Source organism: Paenibacillus sp. VT-400, assembly GCF_001029205.1.
Taxonomy (GTDB): Bacteria; Bacillota; Bacilli; order Paenibacillales; family Paenibacillaceae; genus Paenibacillus; species Paenibacillus amylolyticus.
Window position 1 is genome coordinate 306,412 of the sequence record NZ_LELF01000047.1, and the last position, 22,151, is coordinate 328,562.

The 22,151-nt window shown below is 47.3% G+C and carries 21 protein-coding genes; 3 read left to right on the top strand and 18 right to left on the bottom strand.

The annotated features are described in order from the left end of the window. Positions 1-63: 63 nt before the first annotated feature. The 16 genes from EL84_RS03750 to EL84_RS03825 all read right to left on the bottom strand — a co-directional run bounded on the left by EL84_RS03750 (position 64) and on the right by EL84_RS03825 (position 14,923). The gene (locus EL84_RS03750) at positions 64-702 is read right to left on the bottom strand and encodes a ThuA domain-containing protein (RefSeq protein ID WP_036667831.1); all 639 of its coding nucleotides are present in this window, start codon (positions 700-702) and stop codon (positions 64-66) included. A gap of 42 nt (positions 703-744) precedes the next feature. Further along, a complete protein-coding gene (locus tag EL84_RS03755; RefSeq protein WP_053061371.1) occupies positions 745-1,467 on the bottom strand; it encodes an SDR family oxidoreductase in 723 nt (240 codons plus the stop codon). Positions 1,468-1,645: 178 nt separating this feature from the next. After that, complete coding sequence (locus tag EL84_RS03760; RefSeq protein WP_047840775.1) at positions 1,646-3,145, bottom strand: cobyrinate a,c-diamide synthase; 1,500 nt, start codon at positions 3,143-3,145, stop codon at positions 1,646-1,648. 206 nt (positions 3,146-3,351) lie between these two features. Then, on the bottom strand, positions 3,352-4,182 hold the full coding sequence (locus tag EL84_RS03765) for a uroporphyrinogen-III synthase (protein ID WP_047840776.1): 831 nt from the start codon (positions 4,180-4,182) through the stop codon (positions 3,352-3,354). A 130-nt stretch (positions 4,183-4,312) separates the two neighbouring features. Beyond that, positions 4,313-5,515: a GerAB/ArcD/ProY family transporter gene (locus EL84_RS03770; protein ID WP_053061372.1), complete on the bottom strand. Its 1,203-nt coding sequence runs from the start codon at positions 5,513-5,515 to the stop codon at positions 4,313-4,315. 56 nt (positions 5,516-5,571) lie between these two features. After that, positions 5,572-5,793, bottom strand: a complete 222-nt coding sequence (locus EL84_RS31635) for a hypothetical protein (RefSeq protein WP_036612790.1) — start codon at positions 5,791-5,793, stop codon at positions 5,572-5,574. Beyond that, positions 5,786-6,985 carry a Ger(x)C family spore germination protein gene (locus EL84_RS03780; RefSeq protein ID WP_047840777.1) on the bottom strand — a complete coding sequence of 400 codons (1,200 nt, stop codon included), beginning with the start codon at positions 6,983-6,985 and terminating at the stop codon, positions 5,786-5,788. Before EL84_RS03780 ends, EL84_RS31635 begins: the two co-directional genes overlap by 8 nt. A gap of 4 nt (positions 6,986-6,989) precedes the next feature. Next, positions 6,990-8,585, bottom strand: a complete 1,596-nt coding sequence (locus EL84_RS03785; protein ID WP_053061373.1) for a spore germination protein — start codon at positions 8,583-8,585, stop codon at positions 6,990-6,992. A 174-nt stretch (positions 8,586-8,759) separates the two neighbouring features. Then, positions 8,760-9,095, bottom strand: coding sequence for a hypothetical protein (locus tag EL84_RS03790; RefSeq protein ID WP_036667838.1), 336 nt, complete (start codon positions 9,093-9,095; stop codon positions 8,760-8,762). A 44-nt stretch (positions 9,096-9,139) separates the two neighbouring features. Next, positions 9,140-9,841 (bottom strand): pirin family protein, encoded by a 702-nt coding sequence (locus EL84_RS03795; RefSeq protein ID WP_047840778.1) that lies wholly within the window; start codon positions 9,839-9,841, stop codon positions 9,140-9,142. A 199-nt stretch (positions 9,842-10,040) separates the two neighbouring features. Next, positions 10,041-10,454 carry a DoxX family protein gene (locus EL84_RS03800; RefSeq protein WP_100528505.1) on the bottom strand — a complete coding sequence of 138 codons (414 nt, stop codon included), beginning with the start codon at positions 10,452-10,454 and terminating at the stop codon, positions 10,041-10,043. Positions 10,455-10,504: 50 nt separating this feature from the next. Then, positions 10,505-11,365, bottom strand: a complete 861-nt coding sequence (locus EL84_RS03805; RefSeq protein WP_047840779.1) for a M56 family metallopeptidase — start codon at positions 11,363-11,365, stop codon at positions 10,505-10,507. Between the two features lies 1 nt (position 11,366). Continuing rightward, positions 11,367-11,783 carry a BlaI/MecI/CopY family transcriptional regulator gene (locus EL84_RS03810; RefSeq protein WP_036612800.1) on the bottom strand — a complete coding sequence of 139 codons (417 nt, stop codon included), beginning with the start codon at positions 11,781-11,783 and terminating at the stop codon, positions 11,367-11,369. Between the two features lie 208 nt (positions 11,784-11,991). Then, a complete protein-coding gene (locus tag EL84_RS03815; RefSeq protein WP_047840780.1) occupies positions 11,992-13,455 on the bottom strand; it encodes a catalase in 1,464 nt (487 codons plus the stop codon). A gap of 290 nt (positions 13,456-13,745) precedes the next feature. Next, positions 13,746-14,552 (bottom strand): winged-helix domain-containing protein, encoded by an 807-nt coding sequence (locus EL84_RS03820; protein WP_036612804.1) that lies wholly within the window; start codon positions 14,550-14,552, stop codon positions 13,746-13,748. After that, positions 14,528-14,923 (bottom strand): Fur family transcriptional regulator, encoded by a 396-nt coding sequence (locus tag EL84_RS03825; RefSeq protein WP_036612807.1) that lies wholly within the window; start codon positions 14,921-14,923, stop codon positions 14,528-14,530. Before EL84_RS03825 ends, EL84_RS03820 begins: the two co-directional genes overlap by 25 nt. Before the next feature lie 272 nt (positions 14,924-15,195). Here EL84_RS03825 and EL84_RS03830 point away from each other — a divergent pair, with 272 nt between their 5' ends. Beyond that, positions 15,196-16,308, top strand: coding sequence for a GGDEF domain-containing protein (locus EL84_RS03830; protein ID WP_047840781.1), 1,113 nt, complete (start codon positions 15,196-15,198; stop codon positions 16,306-16,308). Between the two features lie 139 nt (positions 16,309-16,447). Here the strand turns inward: EL84_RS03830 and EL84_RS03835 are convergent, their stop codons facing one another. Both EL84_RS03835 and EL84_RS30685 read right to left on the bottom strand, forming a co-directional pair. Continuing rightward, positions 16,448-17,386: an aldo/keto reductase family protein gene (locus tag EL84_RS03835; protein ID WP_047840782.1), complete on the bottom strand. Its 939-nt coding sequence runs from the start codon at positions 17,384-17,386 to the stop codon at positions 16,448-16,450. A 153-nt stretch (positions 17,387-17,539) separates the two neighbouring features. Continuing rightward, complete coding sequence (locus EL84_RS30685) at positions 17,540-19,177, bottom strand: histidine kinase dimerization/phospho-acceptor domain-containing protein (protein ID WP_053061374.1); 1,638 nt, start codon at positions 19,175-19,177, stop codon at positions 17,540-17,542. 481 nt (positions 19,178-19,658) lie between these two features. Here EL84_RS30685 and EL84_RS03845 point away from each other — a divergent pair, with 481 nt between their 5' ends. Together EL84_RS03845 and nrdG are read left to right on the top strand one after the other, a co-directional pair. Next, a complete protein-coding gene (locus EL84_RS03845) occupies positions 19,659-21,620 on the top strand; it encodes an anaerobic ribonucleoside triphosphate reductase (RefSeq protein ID WP_047840783.1) in 1,962 nt (653 codons plus the stop codon). Continuing rightward, positions 21,617-22,126, top strand: a complete 510-nt coding sequence (gene nrdG / locus EL84_RS03850) for an anaerobic ribonucleoside-triphosphate reductase activating protein (protein ID WP_036667845.1) — start codon at positions 21,617-21,619, stop codon at positions 22,124-22,126. The genes EL84_RS03845 and nrdG overlap by 4 nt, the downstream gene beginning before the upstream one ends. The last annotated feature ends 25 nt before the right edge of the window (positions 22,127-22,151 follow it).

Consider the following 22,151-nt stretch of genomic DNA (forward strand, 5'->3'; position numbering starts at 1 on the left):
CCTCCTCTTCGTTGATCTCTATATTATACCCCTTACACTCCGCATGCAAAAATAACAGTCCGATCAAACGTAACGTGCAGCCCATTTGCCTGCTTGCAGCAGTAACTTGCGGTAGGTTTCGTGTGCAAAAGACGGCACATGGTGACCCGGCATCAGATAAACAATACGCCCAACACCATATCGATGAGCCCAAACCGCAGGCTTTGGTCCTTCTTCGGATTGATATTCAAGCAATATCTTCGTTTCGGCAAAAGAACCAAATTCGAACTGATACGGCTCTTCTTCCATTGTGAAATTCGAAATGCCCTCCGTCACGGGATGGCTTTCCGCCGTTACAGTGAATTCAAGCGGTGCATACGCCGGATGATGCAGGAACTTGGCACCGATCATCTGTTTGAGCTCATAACGATTTTGGAGCGAAATGCCGTTATGTATAATGACCAGTCCACCTCCATTACTTACATAGGACAACAAACCTGCTGTCTGCTGTGGAGAGACTTTACCCTTCCAATCGTCCATGTATGAGATACATACATCAAACCCGGTTATATTTTCTTGCAGTAGCATATTCCGATTCTCACTGCACTGCACTGTCATAGTATCATGGAAAATTCGGCTAATCTCCGCATCCACCCCCTGAAGCGGGTGCCAATCCGGATGTGTATAATCGCCAAGTAGTAATGCTTTTTTACGATGATCCATTCAATTAATCTCCTTTCTTGTTCACCTCACTGTATCAATCAACTACCAGGGGAGTTTCTCTCCCTTGTAGTCCACATATGCGGGCTGATCTCCTTTAAACTGTTCATGGCGGTCGATAAGCACTGCGATATGCTGTGCAGATTGCTCGGGCGTGAGATCCGCAGCAACATCCAATTCGCCCCTCATATAACTCTGTACCCAACTGGGATGCACAAGCATCACTTGTCCGCCTTCATCCTTCAGACCATTGTGCACAAGGCGGGCCTGCATGTTCAAAGCAGCTTTGGACATACAATAGGCATACCACCCATCCCGACTGCATTGTTCTATACTTCCAGCCTCGGAAGAGATATCAACAATCAGCTTGACCTGTCCTTGAAGAAGGAGGGGTAACAGGGAATGAGTCACACGCAGTGTACCTAAGGTGTTCACATTAAATACTTCAGCCATCTCCGCCATATTCAACGGCCCGCGGATATGATCCGTAATACTTCCTAGTATAGCCGCATTATTGATCAGCATATCCAAATGATTCGTATCCAGCTTCAATGTCTCCGTAAACAGAGCTACCGACAGGTCGTCCGCGATATCCAGTTCGATGGCGCGCAGATGGTCAGGATATCCTTCTGCAAGCATACGAATTCCCTCGGAATCTTCCACGTCCAGACCGGCCGCATACACAAGATACCCTCTCTTCAGCATCTGTGCCGTCAAAGCCAATCCCAATCCCCGAGCAGCTCCCGTTACACATACGGTTCTCATCATGATGTCCCTCCCTCGCATAATGATTCTGTCTTTTATTCATTCCACATTTTCATCTGAAAACCTTTAATTCAGAATGGGATCGCCAACTTCACGACCAAAGACTCAGGAGGCAAAAGCGAGATTAGAGCCATTTTGCTTATTGAATTCAGCTATCTATTTGAGCTATAAATAGCTGTTATTATCCCTGCATATATCGCTCCTGCCGATAGGCTAAACAATGCTCCACCCATCTTCGAGCAGCTGCCGGATAAGAGCCCAGATGAACGTGCGTATACCCCGCCACGATGTTGCCTGCGGCATATCCCTCTTGCTTCAAGCCACGCATCCCCTTGGTCTCATACGCATAAGGAATCGTTTCTTCATCACGATAGGTCATTGTCGAATAATGAAATTCATGACCCCGAAGTACTTCACCCTTTTTCAGCAAAAAGGAATCCCGAACGCTACTTGCTTCACGGTAGCCAAGCGCAGCGCGCTTCTTCTGCATCTGCACCTGTGCGTGGATAATGCCCGCCATGTCGAAAGTAACTCCCTCTCGGTCGGTCAACGTTTCTCCAAGTACCATGTAACCACCACACTCGGCAAATAAAGGCATGTTGGATTGTGCTGCCCTTCGAAGTCCTTCCAAGAAATCTTGGTTACCGGCAATCTCTGCTGCAAACTCCTCTGGAAACCCGCCGCCCAAATAGATGCCATCCACATCTGTTGGAATACTTTCGCCAGCGAGCGGACTGAAGTAATGTAATCGAGCCCCGGCCGCTTCGAGCAATTCCAGATTATCGGGATAATAGAAATTAAATGCCGCATCGCGCGCAACGGCAATGACAGGCTGCAACGCATATGATACATGTCGATTATTAACATGGATCACTGAATTGGAAAGTGGATCGTAATTCGAGCCTGATTCAGCATTAGCCGAATCAGCGTGGGCAGTAGTTGCAGAACTCACTTCTTCTGTATTCAAAGGTGGGGCACTTGTCGCCAGTTCCAGCAGAAGATCCAGATCGGTGCCCTCCATCAACACATTGGCAGCCCGCTGAAATAAGGGTTCCAGTTCACCGCGCTCAATGGCAGGTACCAGCCCCAGATGTCTCTCCGGGATGGACATGTCTTCGTCCCGCTTCAGCCAGCCGACCACCGGAATACCGCACATCTGCTCAATGGCTTTTTTCACAATGGTATAATGACCCGCACTTCCACAACGGTTGACGATCACTCCGGCAATATTTAATTCAGGCTCCAACTGTTGAAAACCTAGTACAATCGCAGCCGCACTGCGAGCCATGCTACGTACGTCCACGACCAGGATCACAGGGGTCTGCGTGACCAGAGCAATCTCTGCAGTCGAGCCTGTATTGCTGAGCGGATCTTTGCCATCGTAGAGGCCCATAACGCCTTCTATAATAGAAATATCATGCCCCGCCGATGCTTTCTCGAACGTATCTCTCACGTACTCAGGCGATGTCATCCATGCATCCAGATTGCGTGACGGTCTGCCCGTAACAGCGGTATGGTAGGTCGGATCAATATAGTCTGGGCCGCATTTGAACCCTTGTACACTCAAACCACGCTGAGCGAGTGCTCTCATCAGCCCCAAGGTTACTGTCGTTTTCCCTGCACCACTTCCGGTCCCTGCAATGATAAGTCGGGGTCTGGCGTTACGATCTGCAATGGTCATCGTCATTTCCACCTTTTCTTCGAGATAAGAAAAGCTTCTGATCGAAGCACTATCAAGGATGTACATTCGTATTTTAGTTGTAATGTATAAATTCTATAATCTCAACAAAACCGCATCATATAGCGATGCGGTTAAGATTAATGCACACTTTTTATTCATGAAGCGACGCCAAAAGCTTTTTATCGAACTGATCTAAAAGCAGGCCACTAATCTCTAATCTTGGCCGCACGCCCTGCTGCAAAGTAACGTCCAAGCTCAACGATGAGTGCTCCCATCTTCTCTTCCTCCGGAATGACCAGTGCCTCAATGCCTTCTTCACGCATGGAGTTTGCGGTAACTTTACCTACAGACGCAGGAATTACACCTTGTCTGAAGGCTGAAAGCATCGGCTCAAGCTTGTCCTGGGAGGCTGCATATTGGGTCAGAAATCTGACCTGCGGTCCACTTGTGAATGCAACAGCATCTACTTCGAACTTTAGAATTTCATTTAATAACTGTTCCAACTCTGCCTCTTCTGGCGGTACATGGCGGTAAGGAAGCACTTGTCTGACGATTGCACCTTGTTCTTCCAACCATGCAACGAGTTTGGGAGCTGTCTCCCCATGAAGCTGCAACATAACCTTTTTCCCTGCGAGATCATGTGGGGCGAATTCTCGAATAAGCCCGTCCGTGCTACCGTCATCATCTCGTACCAGCGGTGTTAACTTGCGCTTTTTGAGCGCATTCACCGTCTTGTATCCCCTTGCCGCAATTGAGGATTCCGATAATACATCCAGTAATTTTCCCGCCACTTCCATATCCTCAGCCATTTCAAATAATGCATCCAATCCCATACCCGTAGTTAATACCGCCCAGTCTGGCGGGTCTGAGATCCAGGATACCAGCCCATCTCTGATACTCCGATCATCCAGGAATACGGTCCCCTGTGCCGGTCGCACAAGCGGGATTCCACCCATTTTTTCAACCAGTATGGACATTTCTTTCGATTTTCGTGGTCCTGTCAATGCTACACGCACACCTGCCAAATGTTGAGCCATTCATGTTCCCCCCGTTAGTTCAGCCGAATGTTCATCAGTCTGACTACAGTATACAGGGTACTTCTGTGGAGGGAAACTGTACTTTCCCTCTTTTTGCCCGTTCATCTATAAGGATTTTTGATGGAATGCATCAGGAAGGCTGGAGTTCTCCGCCATGAGAATCTTTCCGTCTTTTCTCTCCGTCCTTCTCCGAATCAGCCGATTTTTGTTCCGGCTCATGTTTCTCTTTCTTTGACTGTTCTCCCGATCTCTGTTGGGTAGATTCTTTTTTATCCTTTTTGCGAGGACGAAGGAACAGAAACAGCACAATAGGGAACAGCGCTTCAAAAACAATGGCAATCCATGTCCATTCTCGAGTAAAACGATTGAGCTGAATGGCATTTCGGAAGAACCAGAATGCACAGACAAATCCGACGAGGGCAATCGGGCCTGTCAATACCTTTCCCGATACGTTCGGAATCATTCGCTTCAATCCCCAGCAGACAAAGTACAGGTCAAATGCAATTTTCGTAATCATGGTAGGCAAGGTTGCCGCTGCCAGCGCAAGGTCAAACCGATCCAAGAAATCACTGATTTGCAATTGTCTTGCCAGTTCATAGGAGGGATACACCAACCTTGAAGCGATAGGAACTCCAATGGAGGTAATGGTCTCCACAAGGATTAGCATCATCAGGAGTGCAGAGAGGATAATACCTGACACAACCGATTTATATCGAAAATCACTGCCTTTGATAACAAAAGGTAATGCAATCATCTCTCCGTAAAACGAAAATATGTACCAACTCCCCTTGCCCACTCCCGTAACATCAACGTGAAAATACGGCATCAAATTATCCATATTGATCTGTTGAATGAGCATGAAAGGCACAATCACGGAGTTTAAGAGAAACAATGTCACATACAACTCCGACATACCGATTAAGGAGCCGAGCCCACCTCTGACGATAAAAACTCCCATAACGATCAGAGATAACACAATGATGGAGATGGGCGTGGTCTCTAACAAAGTTATGCTGATATAATCCCCCGTTAACCGGATATCCCTCGCAAACACAAAGAAAAAAAACAAAATGTACATCAATCCTGCGAGCCTTCCCAAAAAGGGGAATCGCCCAGCAAGGGCTTGAAATAGATCCTGATCCGGAAATCTCCGCTGGACCCGACTTAACATCCACATGGATGCAAGCATCACTACGACTACAGGTATATACGAGAGATAAGCGTGTTGTTCCGCATAGTAGATAGCTTGCGCGTGAGGCTGTATTAACGTTCCTGAAATACTGAGCAGCAGCACGAGCAGGATCATCTGACGGTGTGTCACTCTCTGATTCATGATATACCTCCTTTCCCTCTCGCGATCTCGCAAACTTAATGCATCCTGCCCATAACCTAGGGCAGTGGCAGTAATCGCTGGATAACGTGGCTTATCCATACCGACACAAATAAGGTTTTGCTTAGATTAGTCACATAGAACCAAATGCCTGTAGCCACTGCTATCAAACTATAGGATAGCCAGCGATTAATGGCAGCTGCCTGTTTCAAATGTCTGAAATCCATCAAAATGACCACGATTACCATGGCCAGGAAGGTAAATAAGAGTGGTTTAATCATGTACAACTTCATCCTCTCCGACGCCAATTGGTTTATTGCTCACCCCAACGTTTTCAATAAGGACATGGGGGGTAACCGTCACCTCAACTTCAGGGTATATGTCATCCCAACGATCCTTCATCGTGTCCCACTTGGCCGGCAGATGTTGATGAATGGATCGACCGATTCCAAGGATGTCCGCATGGTATTTTCCCTGAACCAACCGGACACCTTCCTCGATATCCAATTTTATTTTCTCGTGAATGGCTTCATGTAACTTCAGAATCTCATTTTCACGCCGGTCACCATAATTGGATTCGTTATCTACGAGAACTCCCTTGGCATATAATTCAATATTCACGGTGACCTTGTCAGCCTTGATACTGGGATGTAGTGAAGCGTTGTTCTCGTTCAACTTGATGAACATATTTCCATCTCCGCCAGGAGCTTTAACCATAATCTCCGGTGCATTGGCCTCGCCCATAGCAAGAATGAGCGCATCGGCTGGAGCTTTGTCAATCATGCCAACCAGCTTATCTTTCTTGAAAATGGCCAATCCATCCAGCTTGATGTTTGTTTTGGCGTCCTTCCACCCTTTTGGAACATTGCTCACTTTCGAAGCGACCGGCAGGAATGGATCGACACCTTCACTCAGAATGGCATCTATAAACGTTTTAAGTGAACGTGGATTACGCATATTGAGGAAGCACAGTTCCCGCACCATCTCGGATGGAAACTTCTCTATAGGTGCATCCGTATCCATGACCTCATATGCTGCACCTTTTGTGACCACTGGCAATGCAGAGAGTCGGTTCAGCGGATACCGCGTAAACAGATCAAGCATGGGGGCCACGCCATCCCGGGCAAGCTCCTCACCAATAAGCATCGTACGGCGATGCGCGTAATAGATTGTTCGTGAGAGTTCCTTTTGACCTTCAATAGACGTACCATGCAATGATTTGGCTGTATTGGATAACATGAACCAGGATTTATCCCCACTCGTGCCGCCTCCGCCTCCTTCACTACCGGAAGAACCGGATTGTCCCGGCAGAGCAATCTGAAGACTGGATCTGTAATTATCCCCCTCCTTATCAACAGCAATACCAATCACAAAGGCAACATCGTTAATCTCCTTACGATCCCAGCAACCTGAAATAAAAGTGGTACATAACAACAGCGCTATCACTGCCCGGTACTTATATATGATCTGCATGGGTTCACCACCCTTCCTCAGCTTCAGGGGAACCGTTGATCTTTTCGGTCATCCGTTTCTGATCCCGATGTACCGTAGAAGGACGATTGATCATTTTCCACCATGGCACACGAATGAGAATGTCTTTGGTATCTGTTTTACTGTACGGGCTAAGACCAGAGAGATATGGGACACCGAACGAAGTCATCTGTGTCAGATGCACCGAGATCAGGACCAAGCCGATGACGATGCCATATAATCCAAGCATACCTGCCAGTAACATGATCGGAAATCGGAGCAGACGCACCGTAATCGCGAAGTTAAATCGCGGGATCGTGAAGGAAGCTATTCCTGTCATGGATACGATAATAACCATCGGTGCCGATACAATACCCGCCTGAACTGCGGCCTGTCCGATCACAAGTGCACCGAGGATACTGACTGCCTGACCCACTGTCTTGGGTAACCTGACCCCCGCTTCCCGGAGAGCTTCGAACGACAGTTCCATGATGAGGGCTTCCACCAAAGCCGGAAAAGGAATAGCTTCCCGTGCACCCGCAATACTCAGAATAAGCGTGGTGGGCAACATGTCCTGATGAAATGTAGTGATGGAGATATAAAGCGCCGGCAGAAAAAGAGCGATGGCTACGAACAGGAAGCGAATCCACCGCACCAGATTACTGATGAAGAATCGCTCGTAATAATCCTCGCTGGCTTGCAGCATCTGCCACATCGTGACTGGAGCAATCAGCGAGAATGGGGTTCCATCTACCATAATGGCAAAGCGTCCTTCCAACAGATTGCCTGCAACGGTATCCGGCCGCTCCGAATAGTGCATCTGAGGGAAAGGAGAATACGGATGATCTTCAATCAGTTCCTCGATATAACCCGTCTCCAGGATGCCATCAATATTGATTTTTTCCAGACGTTTCTTGACATCTTGAATCGTTTTTGGATCAGCAATACCTTCCAGGTAGGTCAGCACAATATCTGTCTTGGTGTCTGTGCCAAGGGTCATACTCACCATCTTGAGAGCAGGTGTTTTCAGCTTGAACCGCAATAAGGCCGTATTCACACGGAGCGTTTCGGTAAATCCCTCCCGCGGTCCCCGAATCACGGATTCTGTCTGCGGTTCCTCCACACCACGTCTGACGCCACCTTTGACATTGAACATCCAGGCTTTGTTACTTCCATCGACCACCAGAAGGGCAGAGGATGCCAGCACTCCTTCTGTCGCAGCAGCCCAGGTATCCACTCGCTTCACCTGTGTTAGCTCAACGGTTGTATCATCCAGTGGAACATCAGGTTCATCTGTACGCTGCTGCACCAGCCCTCGAATAATCGGTCGCAGCATGTGTTCCTGGATATCAGCCGAATTAACAATACCTTCGATATAGACCAGAAGTCCTTTCATTTCAGGCGTAATCATGACGTTGCGAAAAACCACATCCGAACAATCGGAGAAGATTTCCTTTACCGCCTTAATCTGAGTTTCATGTACTGAACTAATCGGCTGCCGAAGAAAAGGCGGGGACGGCAGTCCCAAAGGAATATGTTTTTTTTCTTCTGAAGCTCGTCCCGGTTGTCGGGACTTGTCTTTCCCAGATGTTTTGTCTGCCATATGCCGCCCCTCCGTTCTTGTTTTTATACAAGGTAGCTTGTGCCAGACAGCAGGGAATTATGTGGTCTTTTTTGCAAAATTACGATTAAATTCTCTGAGTTTTCAGACAGCAAAAAGGCCTCTGTATTTAACAGAGACCTCTGGGATGTTCCAAGTTCTATAGTTACTTATAGGTTAATCCGCAAAATAATCTTCAGGCACATAACGAATCTCCGACTTCGCATAGATGCTCAGCGTGTGACTTTCCCTGTCGTATACTACCCGTTCACCATCTACATAGTACCAGTGTTTCAAAAGGGGCTGATCCTTGCGTTGGACGAATCGAAATACGTTCAGTTCCTGTCTAAGCTCCATAATCTGTTCCACAATCTGCTCGTCCAGACCCGTAACGGTAAATATGAAACCTGTACCCTCCTGTTGGAACCGATAGGACAGCGAATCTGTTTTGCTATTAGCTAATCCTCGCCCGGTCACCGCATGTTTAACCATAAACCATTCCTGTTGCGCCATACGTGTATATCCTCCTTCATCTTGGAGTTCATTTCATCAGCCATCTACGGCAAATCAATAATCATATAGAACGTATCTTCGTTTCCTTGCAGTTCGATTGAATCCCGCTGTTCCACACGAGCCGTGTCGCCTTCGTTCAACAGGTACTCTCCATCCAATCCCAGCTTGCCTTCGATGGAGAAAATGTACATACGACGGCCCGAATCCTGATTAAAGGTTAACGTTTCGTCTTTGGCTAATCGGCCAAGGTAAATCGTCATATCCTGATGAATGGTCGCAACTCTTGGTCCCCCATCTGGGGATACAATCGGCACGAGTGCTCCTGCCAATGCCGCGGGGTCAAATGATGTGGTCTCATAGGAGGGCTCCAACCCTTTTGTCTGTGGCATGAACCAGAGCTGAAGCAAACGTACTTCTTCGGTATCGGATGCATTATGTTCGGTATGAATCATGCCACTGCCTGCTGACATCCGCTGGATACCACCAAAGCCTGTAACGGCTACATTCCCCAGGTTATCTTCATGTCGCAACTTGCCGTTCAGTACGATGGATACAATCTCCATGTCACTATGCGGGTGAGCCCCAAAACCGCGACCAGGCGCGATCACATCGTCGTTCGCTACCCGCATCGGTCCAAACGCCGTATTCTCCGGGTCTTGGTATTCTCCGAAAGAAAAGCTGTGACTGCCACGGAGCCAGCCTCGATCAAAGCTGGAGCGGGCATCGGATGGAATGACGTTAATCATAAAATGCATCCTCCTTATTTTTTCTTAGTAGCATACTTATTCTCATTGTAACAAACCATAGGCATGTCGTCCAAACGAAAAAAGTTCTCTACTGATCAGCCCGGTTCGCAAATCAATTCCCGAACCGGCCTGGCCAATAAAGAACCTCGTTACAGGACTCATCCTGCACTTCATTATTTTTTAGCGATCGTTAGTCAAATCAAGCACTCACATTCTGGCGAGCGTTCCCCTGTCTGGAGAACAGATAATCCACGGCCAGGAGGCGGCTTCCTGTGAAGAGCAGTGTCAGGGAACCCGCAAGAAGCAGGTAATCTAACTCGGTACCACTCAGGAACGGCTCACCCACTTTGGCTGTAAACAGAACGCCAACCATCACGATGGCAAACAGGGCAGCAAACACACGTGTTCCCAGACCCAGAATCATCGCTGCACCACCTACCAACTCAATGATGGCTACAACGGATGCAAGAAATCCGGGAATACCAATGCTTTCGAAAAAACCTACCGTACCGCTGATTCCACCTTCAAATTTACTCCAGCCGTGCAATACAAAGATCAAACCGATCATAATCCTTGAGAAAAGTAATCCAATCTCTACACTTTTATTATTCATGTTCATCTTCCTTCCTCATTATATTTGACTTCACATTTAGCCCAATTAATCTATCCGATGGACCAAACAAACAAGATAGACAGCAATAGAAAAACAGTAGCCGACATCAGAACAGCATAACGTGGCAACCTCAGCGTCACGTCCTGTTCCGGGTCCAGCAGACGTGAAATTCGGACATTCACCGACGTATCCGCAAATGAGGATTGAACGGTCAGTTCTTTGGCCCCCCAAGGTTCAGGACAAGCACGGAGCAACTTGAGCAAAGCACTGCCAATGCCAGCCACATTGCCTGTACGCTCAATGGCCTCATTGTCTGCCAGAATTTCTCTAACAATATTGTAATGTTTCGAAGTATGCTTCAATACAGGAATATACGGCATCATGATTGCAAATACCGATAACAGTGTTGTCTTCAGTGGGTCACGGTGCCACAGATGATGGACTTCGTGGTACACAACTGCAGTCTCCTCTTCTGCATCCAGCATCGTCAGAAGCCCCGTGGAAAGTACGATGCAAGGTCTCCATAGACCAATTGTAAATGCAACCGGAGAATGCTTGTCCACTACAATGAATCCTGGCTGTCCGAGATGGTGATACTTGGACTCCAGTTCACGAGACAATGCATGCACTTCCATGGAGCGAAGTTTACGTACGGCTGCTCTGGTTTTCATCATACGCACCATTAACAACCAACCTGTTCCCGCAAATGTCAGCAATACCAGTGCCAGCAGGAAATGTCCCACGGATAACCATCCCAGTCGACTCATCCAATGATTGCAGAGCCAGAGCAGGTTAAACGGGATATCCCAGCCAAAAATTTTGTACATCGCGTACATGAACATCTGCATGAACACGAGTAGCGGAATGCCAAACCCGACGGTAAACAAAAGTTTCGAGCGGGTCTTCCACATCTTAATCGCTATCCTTTTTCCATTGTTTGATCTTCTGTTCCAAGCGTTCAATCAGACCCGCATCTGCTTCGTCCAGCGCATCCAGCATATGATTCAATGCCAAAGCTCCGAATTCATCCACCAACTCATGTGACAGTTCCTTGGATTGGTCGTTCATAAACTCCTCCTTGCTCTGTACCGGTTGGTACAAAGATGTTCTGCCCTTTTGTGACTTTCCGAGAAGTCCCTTGTCTACGAGCCGATTCATCACGGTCATGACTGTATTAAAATTGACGTCTTTGTCTTGTTCAAGTGCGGTCTGCACTTCACGGATGCTACTGCCAGGATGAGCCCATAAAATGTCCATAATCTTGGCTTCCAGCGGACCGAAAAATCGGTTGAGCCCACGCTCACCCACTTTGAAATTGTGTATTCTCATTTTCTGACACCCCTCACACTACCCATTGTAGTGCCATCAAATGAGAAGTCAACCTCTATGTCAGCTATTTTATGTAAATGATTTGTAAATTTGTTTTCCATTTCAGTAAAAAAGGCCAAAGACCGGGAGTTCCGCACGTTCGCGGTTCTGCCCGGTCTTCAACGAATATTAGTCCATATGATGTTGTAGAACATGGTCAAACTGTACTTTATTTTCCATCCTGTGACGGCATATGTGCAGAAATATCCACGCCGAGTCCATGAGCTAAACGTCCGCCAAGCTGTCCATCCGCTCGGAAGAAGTGGCACAGAGCACGCATTTGAATATCAACAGATACGCCCTTAAGGTCATTGATCAGATTATCAAGCAAATGCTGCTGCTCTACAGGAGTAAATGAACGGAAAAGCTCCCCTGACTGCGTATAATCATCCGTCTTCTCGATTTTCTCTCTTGTAACATGCCCTTGCAACGGAACCTGACTGTCCCGGTATGCCGGATCTTCTTGCGGGCTGTTTCCGGAACTGTTGGGTTCATAGTTCACCGGAGATGGGTCCTGATTCACATTCATGAGTCCATCACGCTGATGATTACGAACGGGTGCGTACGGGCAATTCACCGGAATTTGCAAATAGTTCGGTCCAAGCCGGTGACGCTGTGTATCTGGATAGGAGAATAGGCGTCCTTGCAACAATTTGTCTTCGGAAGGTTCAATTCCGGGTACAAGCGCACTAGGAGAAAAGGCCGCCTGCTCCACTTCAGCAAAGAAGTTTTGCGGATTCCGATTCAGGGTCATGGTCCCTACCGTATGGAACGGCAATACATCTTCAGGCCATGTTTTGGTTGGATCGAGCGGATCAAAAGCAAAATCATCCATTTGCTCAGGCTTCAAGAGCTGTACCTGAAGCTTCCACTGTGGGTACTGCCCGTTCTTGATATGTTCATGCAGGTCCCGGGTAGCATGATTAAAGTCTTGCCCCTGTACCTCGGCAGCTTCCTGACGAGAGAAGCCTCGCACGCCTTGTGCAGATTCCCATTTGTATTTCACATAGTGGACCTGTCCCTGTGCATTAATCCATTTGAAAGCATGGACGCTGAAACCATCCATCTCCCGATAACTTGCTGGTGTGCCCAGATCAGAGAACAACCAGGTCATCATATGTGTTGATTCCGGTGAGAGGGTCATAAAGTCCCAATATCGGGCAGGTTCCTGAATGTTTGTATCCGGAGCCGGCTTCAAGGAATGCACCATATCAGGGAACTTCATCGCATCACGAATGAAGAAAACGGGCAGATGATTACCGACAATATCATAGTTGCCTTCCCGTGTGTAAAATTTGACGGAAAATCCACGTGGATCTCGTGCAGTCTCTGGTGATCCCGTACCATGAATAACGGTTGAAAAACGAACCAGGACATCCGTCTCCGTACCTGGATCTTGTAGGAAGTCAGCTGTTGTATAAGCCTTCATACTCTGCTCCAGCGTGAATACACCATGAGCTCCGGCACCTCTCGCATGTACGACTCTTTCGGGAATACGTTCACGGTCAAAGTGGGCTATTTTCTCAATGAGATGGTAGTCTTCAAGCAGTGTCGGCCCTCTTCTGCCTGCTGTGCGGGAATTCTGGTTGTCACCTACAGGTGCTCCCTGATTTGTAGTCATACGTTCTGTCATCATGTCGTCCTCCTCTAATGGGTCTCACGGCTGTTATATATCTACTATTAAAATCATATTCGGCTTCGGTTTAAATATACATTTAGACTTGATCTAACTGTTAAATTGATTCTAACATGTCCCACTCTACTCTTGCATGAGGTTCACATGAGATTAAGATGAGGTTCTTCAACACTTCATGAATGAACTATGAACATGTTTTAAGGGAATGATTCTGATCTGCCTATCTATTAAGTAGTACCCGAAAAAGCATGAAGTGAAAGATAAAATTTGGTCAAAAAAAAGGCGGACTAATCCGCCAGGCGGTAGCCCACTCCTCTTACTGTTACAATATATTGCGGCGAAGACGCATTATCGCCCAATTTTTTGCGCAAACTTTTGATATGAACATCGACCACATTACTTCCACCTGTAAAGTCCGTCTCCCAGATATCGCTGAGCATTTCCTCACGGGAAATGACTGCACCTTTGGCATCAATCAGCTTGAGTAAAAGATCATATTCGGTCTTGGTTAGATGAATCCGGTTATTATCGCGCTGTACACTCATCCGTTCACGGTCGAGCCACAGATCTTTAAATCCGATACGGTGCCCTTCCTCAGGCAAAAAACCACGGTTGGGCAAAGCAGGACTGTTGCCAATCATGCGCTGCACCCGGTAAAGTGCTTCCTGCGGGCGTGCAGGCCACACCAGCAGCTCCTCCTGAAGCATCGGTCCACTTGCGCTGCCAATCATCTTCTCACCAACCAGATACAGACAAGGGGTTGTATGCTCAGCCTCACGATTCAATCGGCTGCTAATGCCGGCAAATGCATCGATCGTTCCAGCCACAGACAGATCATAGATCAACAGATCAAAGACAAGACGCTCATGCAGATCCGGTTCCCAGCGATGGAAGACCAGTACATCAAAGCAACTATCCGTTAAGGCCTTTACCAGTTCATGAACCTGCCCCGGCATCGGGCTGATCAGAATAACACGCCTTGTAACCGGACAATTGTCCACAAGGGGTGTTGAGTCAGACAAGGCTGGTTTAACCCTTAGGGGTAAACGGCGGCCAGGCAGTTTTATTTTTACTTGATCCGTTTGTTTCTGCATTCCCCGCAGACACCTCCAAAGACCACATGAGCATGATCGATTGCATATCCGGTTTCTTCAGCTACCTGTTTCATCCATTGTGGAGGAACCTCTGTCATCACCTCGTCCACTTTGCCGCACACTTCACACATAATATGCTGATGATCATCCATACGGGCATCGTACCGGCTTGCTGTCTCTCCGAGTTTAAGTTCCCGTATCAATTCTTTGTCCGTCAGATAACGAAGAGAATTATACACCGTACCATAAGCAAGATTATATCCTTGTTCCACGAGTCGATTCATGACATCAGCAGCTGTCGGATGATCCTCTGAATGGCGCACCACATCATATACTGCTTGTCGTTGTATCGTCAGATTTAAAGTTCTCACAACCATTTCTCCTTTATTATTGATCCATTTTATATGAAATCAGACACTGATCTTCTACTTATGATGGTCTTCCCAAAAAGAAGGAATATATTTTGATTTAGATTAAGTATAAATCTCATTGCATATTGAAGTCAATATCACTCTAATATCCTGTATATGCAAATAAAACATCTTTCCCAGCAATCCCCTCATAAATTTGGGATATTATGGTTCGCTACAGCACCACTTTTCAGATAAAATATAGGGATGTGCGTAAAAAGGGGGAATGTCGGTTGTTTAGCACTTTTTTCATTAATATCTGTGTCATGATTACGTTTATGTATGTGTCCGGGATCATCGCAAAGTTCTATAGTATCCGATTGCCTTTTCCCTCGTTACGTGTTCAGTTGATCGGCGGCTTATTATTCGGTATATATGGCACAGTACTCATGAACTATTCTTTCCCTCTGAACGAAACTACGATTGTAGATCTACGGCATCTGGCCATCGTTACCGCAGCGGTATATATGGGAGGATTAGCTTCAGTCGTTACGGGACTCATGATCTCGGTCATTCGTATTTTGATGTTCGGCTTATCATCCTCTGCCATAGATGCAGGTTTTGTCATGACTCTGATCGGACTGTCCGGTGTATACTTCGCCTATGCTCCCTGGTCCAGACTGACCAAAATAATTACGATGAATCTGCTTGGCATGACATTAATCTTTATCATCCTTATGTTGAATACAGACAGCATGAATTCATTAATGAAGATATATCCGTTACAAATGACCATTTCCTTTGCCGGTGGAATATTTATCTATTTCATCGCAGAATTCATTAATAAATCCAATGAAATGTTATTTCTATTGGAAAAAAGAGCTTCTACCGATCATCTTACCAACCTGAGCAATCGACGACAGTTCGAAAAATCACTTCAACTGGAACTCCAGCGTGCGCGGGATTACCAACAGAAGCTTTCCTTGCTTGCCATTGATATTGACCGATTCAAAAAGGTAAATGACACCTATGGTCATTCCGCTGGCGATGCGGTCCTGAAGCAACTTGGACAACTGCTCATTGAGCATGCCCGTTCTGCTGATATCGTGTCACGAAATGGTGGGGAGGAATTCGCCATTCTCTTGCTCGACTGTGGACACCGTCAGGCCGTGGCTACCGCCGAATCTATACGACAGGCTGTAGAGAAATACCATTTTGCTCTGCCCGACGGGCACACGACACGTCTAACCATCTCCATTGGGGTAGCCGTATATCCCGATCATTGTGATGATCATGACGATGACGACTTCTTCGAACAGGCCGATCGCGCTTTATATGAAGCCAAGAATACAGGGCGTAACCGTGTATGTGCCTTAACTTTTCGCTCCTTGCCTCTTACACTTTAATGTAAGATCTACCTTTCAATAATCTCTAACCTTCAACGTTCTCAAAAAAGGGATGTCTCGTTCGCCTATTCAGGCGCACAGGACATCCCTTTCTTTATAGATCATTGCATATCATCTCAGCTTGTGTGCTGACAGGAGATCAAGCAAGAATGCTCTCAATCTCCTCCACAATGGCAGCATCCAGCTTCACGCCAGATGCAGCCGCGTTCTCTTTTACCTGCTCGGGACGACTCGCCCCTACAAGTGCACTGGATACATTGTTCTGGCGCAGAATCCAAGCCAGGGCCAGTTGGCCAACCTTCAGATCCAGCTTGTCCGCCACTTCAATCAGTTGACGAACTTTCCCGATACGATCCGCATTGATCTTTCCTTCGTCCCATCCTAGCTTGGCAGCACGGCTATTCTCTGGGATATCGGAAACGGACGTATATTTCCCGGTCAATAGACCTTGAGCAAGCGGGGAGTATACAACTTGTCCGATGCCTTTACGCTCGCCGAGCGGAATAATTTCATTTTCGATATAACGGTCAAACATGTTGTACACCGGCTGATTGACCACGATACGATCCAGGAGCAGACGGTCTGCTGTACCCAACGCAGCTTCCATCTGAGCCGCAGTCCATTGGCTGACGCCCACATATAACACTTTGCCTTGGCGTACCAGATCATCGAGCGCGCGGAGTGTTTCTTCAATTGGTGTTTCGGTATGATAACGATGGCAGTAATAGATATCCACATATTCAACGCCTAGGCGCTTCAAGCTGGCTTCACATTGCTCCTTGATATGTTTGCGAGACAACCCCTGGTCATTCGGACCATCACCCATTTTGCCAAATACTTTGGTTGCAAGTACATAAGAGTCACGGGAGTACGCTTTGAGCGTCTGCCCCAGCAGTTCTTCTGCTGCACCCCGTTCATATACATTGGCAGTATCAAAAAAGTTAATGCCTTCATCAAATGCAGTTTCAATTGATTTCACCGCATTCTCACGTTCCACATACCCTCCGTACGTCAGCCAGCTTCCCAGGCTGATCTCGCTTACTTTCAGTCCGCTTCCACCTAATCTGCGATAATCCATTGATTGCATATCCTCCTCTGTTGGTTATAAAGATGAAGTTCACTTTCTATTGTAACGTAACCAGCTCGGAATAAAAGGGCTTTGGCTCAGAAAATGGAAAATGAAAAAAAGCGCACCTATAAGGTGCGCCGAATAAAGATCTATGATCATGATCTAAGGCAAAGTAATGCTCAATGCATTCAACAGATCAGCCTGTCTGACCGGCTTGGTCAGAACAGCATCAAAGGCTTCTGCTTCATGCAATTCAATGTGCATACCATAAGGAACAAGAACAATGACGGGCAGATTCTCCAGTCGCTGTTTCAGTTCATGTACAAAATCAACCGCGCCGCCTTCCATTAATCCCATATCCACAACGGCTACATCCGGCATGAATCCTTCCTTGATCCAATCATGCGCTAATGTCACACCCGAGGTCATGTGTACATCCATCTCCCACCTACGCATCAGGGAAGAGACACCTTGCAAAATATCAGGGTCCTTGGCAAGCAACACCTTTTTCCCTTTTAACCGTTGCTGAACACTTGCGAGTTGAGGTAACTCCCAGTATCTGCGCAATGGAAGGGAGATGTTGAATTCCGTCTCATTTTCCTTCACACTACTCACCTGAATACGGCCATGCATGAGAATGGCAAGATTCTGGCTTACAGCTAAACCTAGATTGCTTCCAATCAGTTTTTGGATATTCAAATTTTCATCTTGGCTGTTAAAGGTTGGTGTCTTCTTGTCCGATAACATCTGACCCGTGTACTTCACCTTGAGCTGAAGTGTACCGGTCTCCTCCAATTCTTCTCCGTTCACCACTGCTGTAATCAGAACGGAACCTTCACGCGTTGAATCGAGAGCATACTGAATGACGTGTGCAAGCAACTGTCCAATCTTGACTTCATCACCAACGAACACTTGAGATACATTCAGTTCAAGATTTAATCCCAGCTCAATGTTCTTGCCCGTCGCAATCCCGGCATAGAGATACACGGTATTCTCAATGGTGCCTACCAGATCAAACGGATCATCATGTATAACCGTTTTACCTGCTTCATTAATGTTGAAATTCATCATATTATTCAGCAAGGAAAGCAGAATATTGCCGCTTGTCTCAATCATGTTCACATATTCGGACTGCTCCTCAGGCATATCCGGTGTGCGCATCAGATCTGTCAGTCCCAAAATACCGTTCAAAGGATTGCGAATCTCGTGACTCATTAGCTTCAACATCTGTGTTTTGGTCATAGCCTCAGATTCGGCACGTTCTTTCTCTGCCTGGAGCTGTTCTTGCATTTGTTCCGAATCACTCAATTTCTGCTCCTGAACATGCAACGTGCTTTCCAGATCAACAACATAACCCAGGAATACAGCCATTGCCTTCAGTGTCTTCATATCGGTTTCGCTGATCACATAACCAGGATCATCCATCAGACAGATGGTGCCAAATGTTTCGCCCGATCTTCTCATAATAGGCACGCCCACGAAGAAGCGATTGCCAAGTCCGCTCGTAACGCCCATGGATCGTGTCATCGGATGTTCACATGTATCCGGGATCGTAAGAACGCTACCGTTGTCTCTTAATACCAGGCTGCAATATGAATCCGTAAATGGAAGTGCACTGCCTTTAACAACTAACTCTTCCGTACGATTAAAGGCCTCCAAAATGACATTGGTCACCCCGTCATTCGTGGCAACAAAGATGGTATTGACCTTCAATATACCACTTAATACGTCTACGATGTGGGCCGCAGCTTCCTTTATATCTTCATAGAAGCCTCTTGTAATGCCTTCTGCCGTCCCCATGATTCACCCCTCTTATCTTAGCTGCACTTTCAAATCTGTATTTCAGAATGTTTAATCACGTACAGGGGTCATCAAAAATCCGAATAGCTGTCACAATCTATACTTATATGATTAACACCGTAGAAGTATAAGAGAATCATACTCCCTGCCTATTGCCCATTTGTGGACAAAAGCAGGTCTTAAACGGATGGTTTAACGACCGCGAATTCATTGCAACTCGCCTTTTCAGCTTGATTAAAGTCCATCTTGTCCGACTTCGGATATTATACTTGCAGAATAACTAGAAATTATACGCTTCCGCTCAGACTTTGGGAACCTTTATCCGCAGCAATTAAAGGAAAGTCCACTTTGTTCAGTAAGCTGTGTGATCATTATCACACCCAAAAAACCACATATAGTTTATAAATGGATAAGACAAATCTACATATAGTATTTAACGTGAATTGAATGATAACCAAAATCATTTTAGGAGGAACCTTACATGAACATGCTTGAGTATGCCACCCCACCGGCATCCGATCTATTATCCGACCTGGGAAGACGAATTATTGGCGCAGAAGACGCCGATACGCTGAGGGAAAATGCGAATCTGAACGGGGATTCCTTCAGTGGTAAGATGAGCAGGCTCGGTTCGGAGACCGCCAAGTGGCATGCTCTGCGTCATGTGTTGCCGGAAGAGCTTGCCCAAGCTGTGGAGAATGGGGATCTGTATGTACACGATCTGGATCAGTATGCACTTGGAACGACCAACTGTATCTTTATCCCGTTTGACCGTCTCCTTGCTGCGGGTTTCAACACAGGTAACGGATCGGTTCGCACACCTCAGACGATCATGTCTGCCATGGCTCTGGTTGCGATCATCTTCCAATCCCAGCAGAACAGTCAATATGGCGGTGTATCGGCCAATAAAATTGACTGGGATCTGGCCCCTTATGTACAGCGGTCATTCCGCAAACACTACCGCAAAGGGCAACGGCTCTTTGGTGAAAATGTTCTGATCGGGGATGAACAGCTTCATCTGGATAGCATCGAAGCGAAGAATCAATGTCCGCGGGCATATGCCTTCGCCTATGAAGAGACTGAATTGGAGACAGGACAAGCTGCTGAATCACTGATTCATAACCTGAATACGATGAGCAGCCGGGCGGGTGGTCAGATTCCATTTACTTCACTGAACTATGGATTATGTACTTCTGCGGAAGGACGGTTGGTATCACGCTCGTTGCTGGAAGCAACCATTCGTGGCCTGGGCAACGGGGAGACTCCCGTGTTCCCTCAACATATTTTCCAATGTAAACAGGGGATCAATCAGGCTCAAGGAGAGCCGAACTATGATCTGTTCCGGCTCGCAGTCACCTGTTCATCCCGGCGGATGTATCCTAACTTTGTCAATGTGGATGCCTCTTTCAATCTGCCTTTCTATCATCCGGAAGATCCGGATACGATCATTGCAACTATGGGATGCCGCACACGTACACTGGCTGACCGGTTTGGTCGCAATCGTCAAAGTGGTAAAGGTAATCTGTCCTTCAACACCATTAACCTCGTGAAGCTCGGCATCCGGTTTGGCATCTGCCAAGGTGCAAGAGCTGTCGCTGACCGAGCCGGATTCTATACTGCTTTGGAGTCAGTTATGCATAATGCCGCTTCCGGCCTGCTGCACCGCTACCGAATTCAGACATTGCAGCCTGCCAAGGCATCGGACTTCATGATGCGGGAGGGTGTATGGGAAGGTGGAGAACAGCTTGGCCCGAACGAGCCGGTTGCCGAGCTTTTAAAGCATGGAACATTATCTCTTGGTTTTATCGGTCTCGCGGAATGTATGACAGCTCTCTATGGGCGCCATCATGGGCAGGACCCTCATGTACATCGCGAAGCGCTCAACATTATTCGGACCATGAGAGAGTTCTGTGACCGGATGAGCGAGCAGCATAACTTGAATATCACCCTGTTTGCCACACCTGCTGAAGGGTTGTCCGGCAAATTCACGAAGATCGACAGAGAGCGTTATGGCATTATTCCCGGAGTGAATGATCGGGAGTATTATACGAATTCATTCCATATCCCGGTCTACCACACGCTTCCAGCATATCGGAAGATTGAACTGGAGGCACCGTTCCATACGTTATGTAACGCGGGTGCAATCTCCTATGTGGAGCTTGACGGAAACGTTCGGGCCAACACCGCAGCTTTCCTGCGGATCGTACAGTATGCACTGGCGCAGGATATCGGTTATTTCTCCATTAATCATCCAATTGATCGCTGCCCTGCATGTGGTTATGAAGGCGTCATTGGGGATGTATGCCCAAGCTGTGAAGCCCATGAGAACCATGTACACTTCCAGCGGTTACGCCGCGTAACTGGCTATCTGACCGGAGATTACAAAGTACGCTTCAATGCTGCGAAGCAAGCCGAAGTGCGGGATCGGGTGAAACACCGGTGAATCTATATGGTTACATCCCGGAATCGGTGAATGAAGGAATCGGCCTGCGTGCCGTGTTGTTCATCAGCGGATGCCGTCACGCCTGTCCGGGCTGCTTCAGTCCGGATTCATGGAGCTTTCGAGCGGGTGAGCCCTTTACAGAGGAGCGGCAGCAGCAGATTCTGCATGAAGTGACGACCCATCCATTGCTGGATGGCGTTACGTTGTGTGGTGGTGATCCCTTTTTCTCGGCAGCAGAATGTACGTCTTGGGTCCAGCAGCTCCGCGCTGCACGTCCTGATCTGACGGTATGGGCCTACACGGGATTCGAATATGAAGAACTGATTACCGACCCTGCAAGAGCGGAGCTTGCCCGGTTGTGCGATGTGATTATTGACGGTCGATACGTTGAAGCGGAGCGTGATGTTTCCCTTCCCTTCCGCGGCAGCCGGAATCAGCGTTTGATTGATGTCCGTGCAACACTAGCCACTCGAACCATCGTTACAATGCAGCTCAGTATGCTGTAAACATTGGTTTTATTCCCCTCACCAA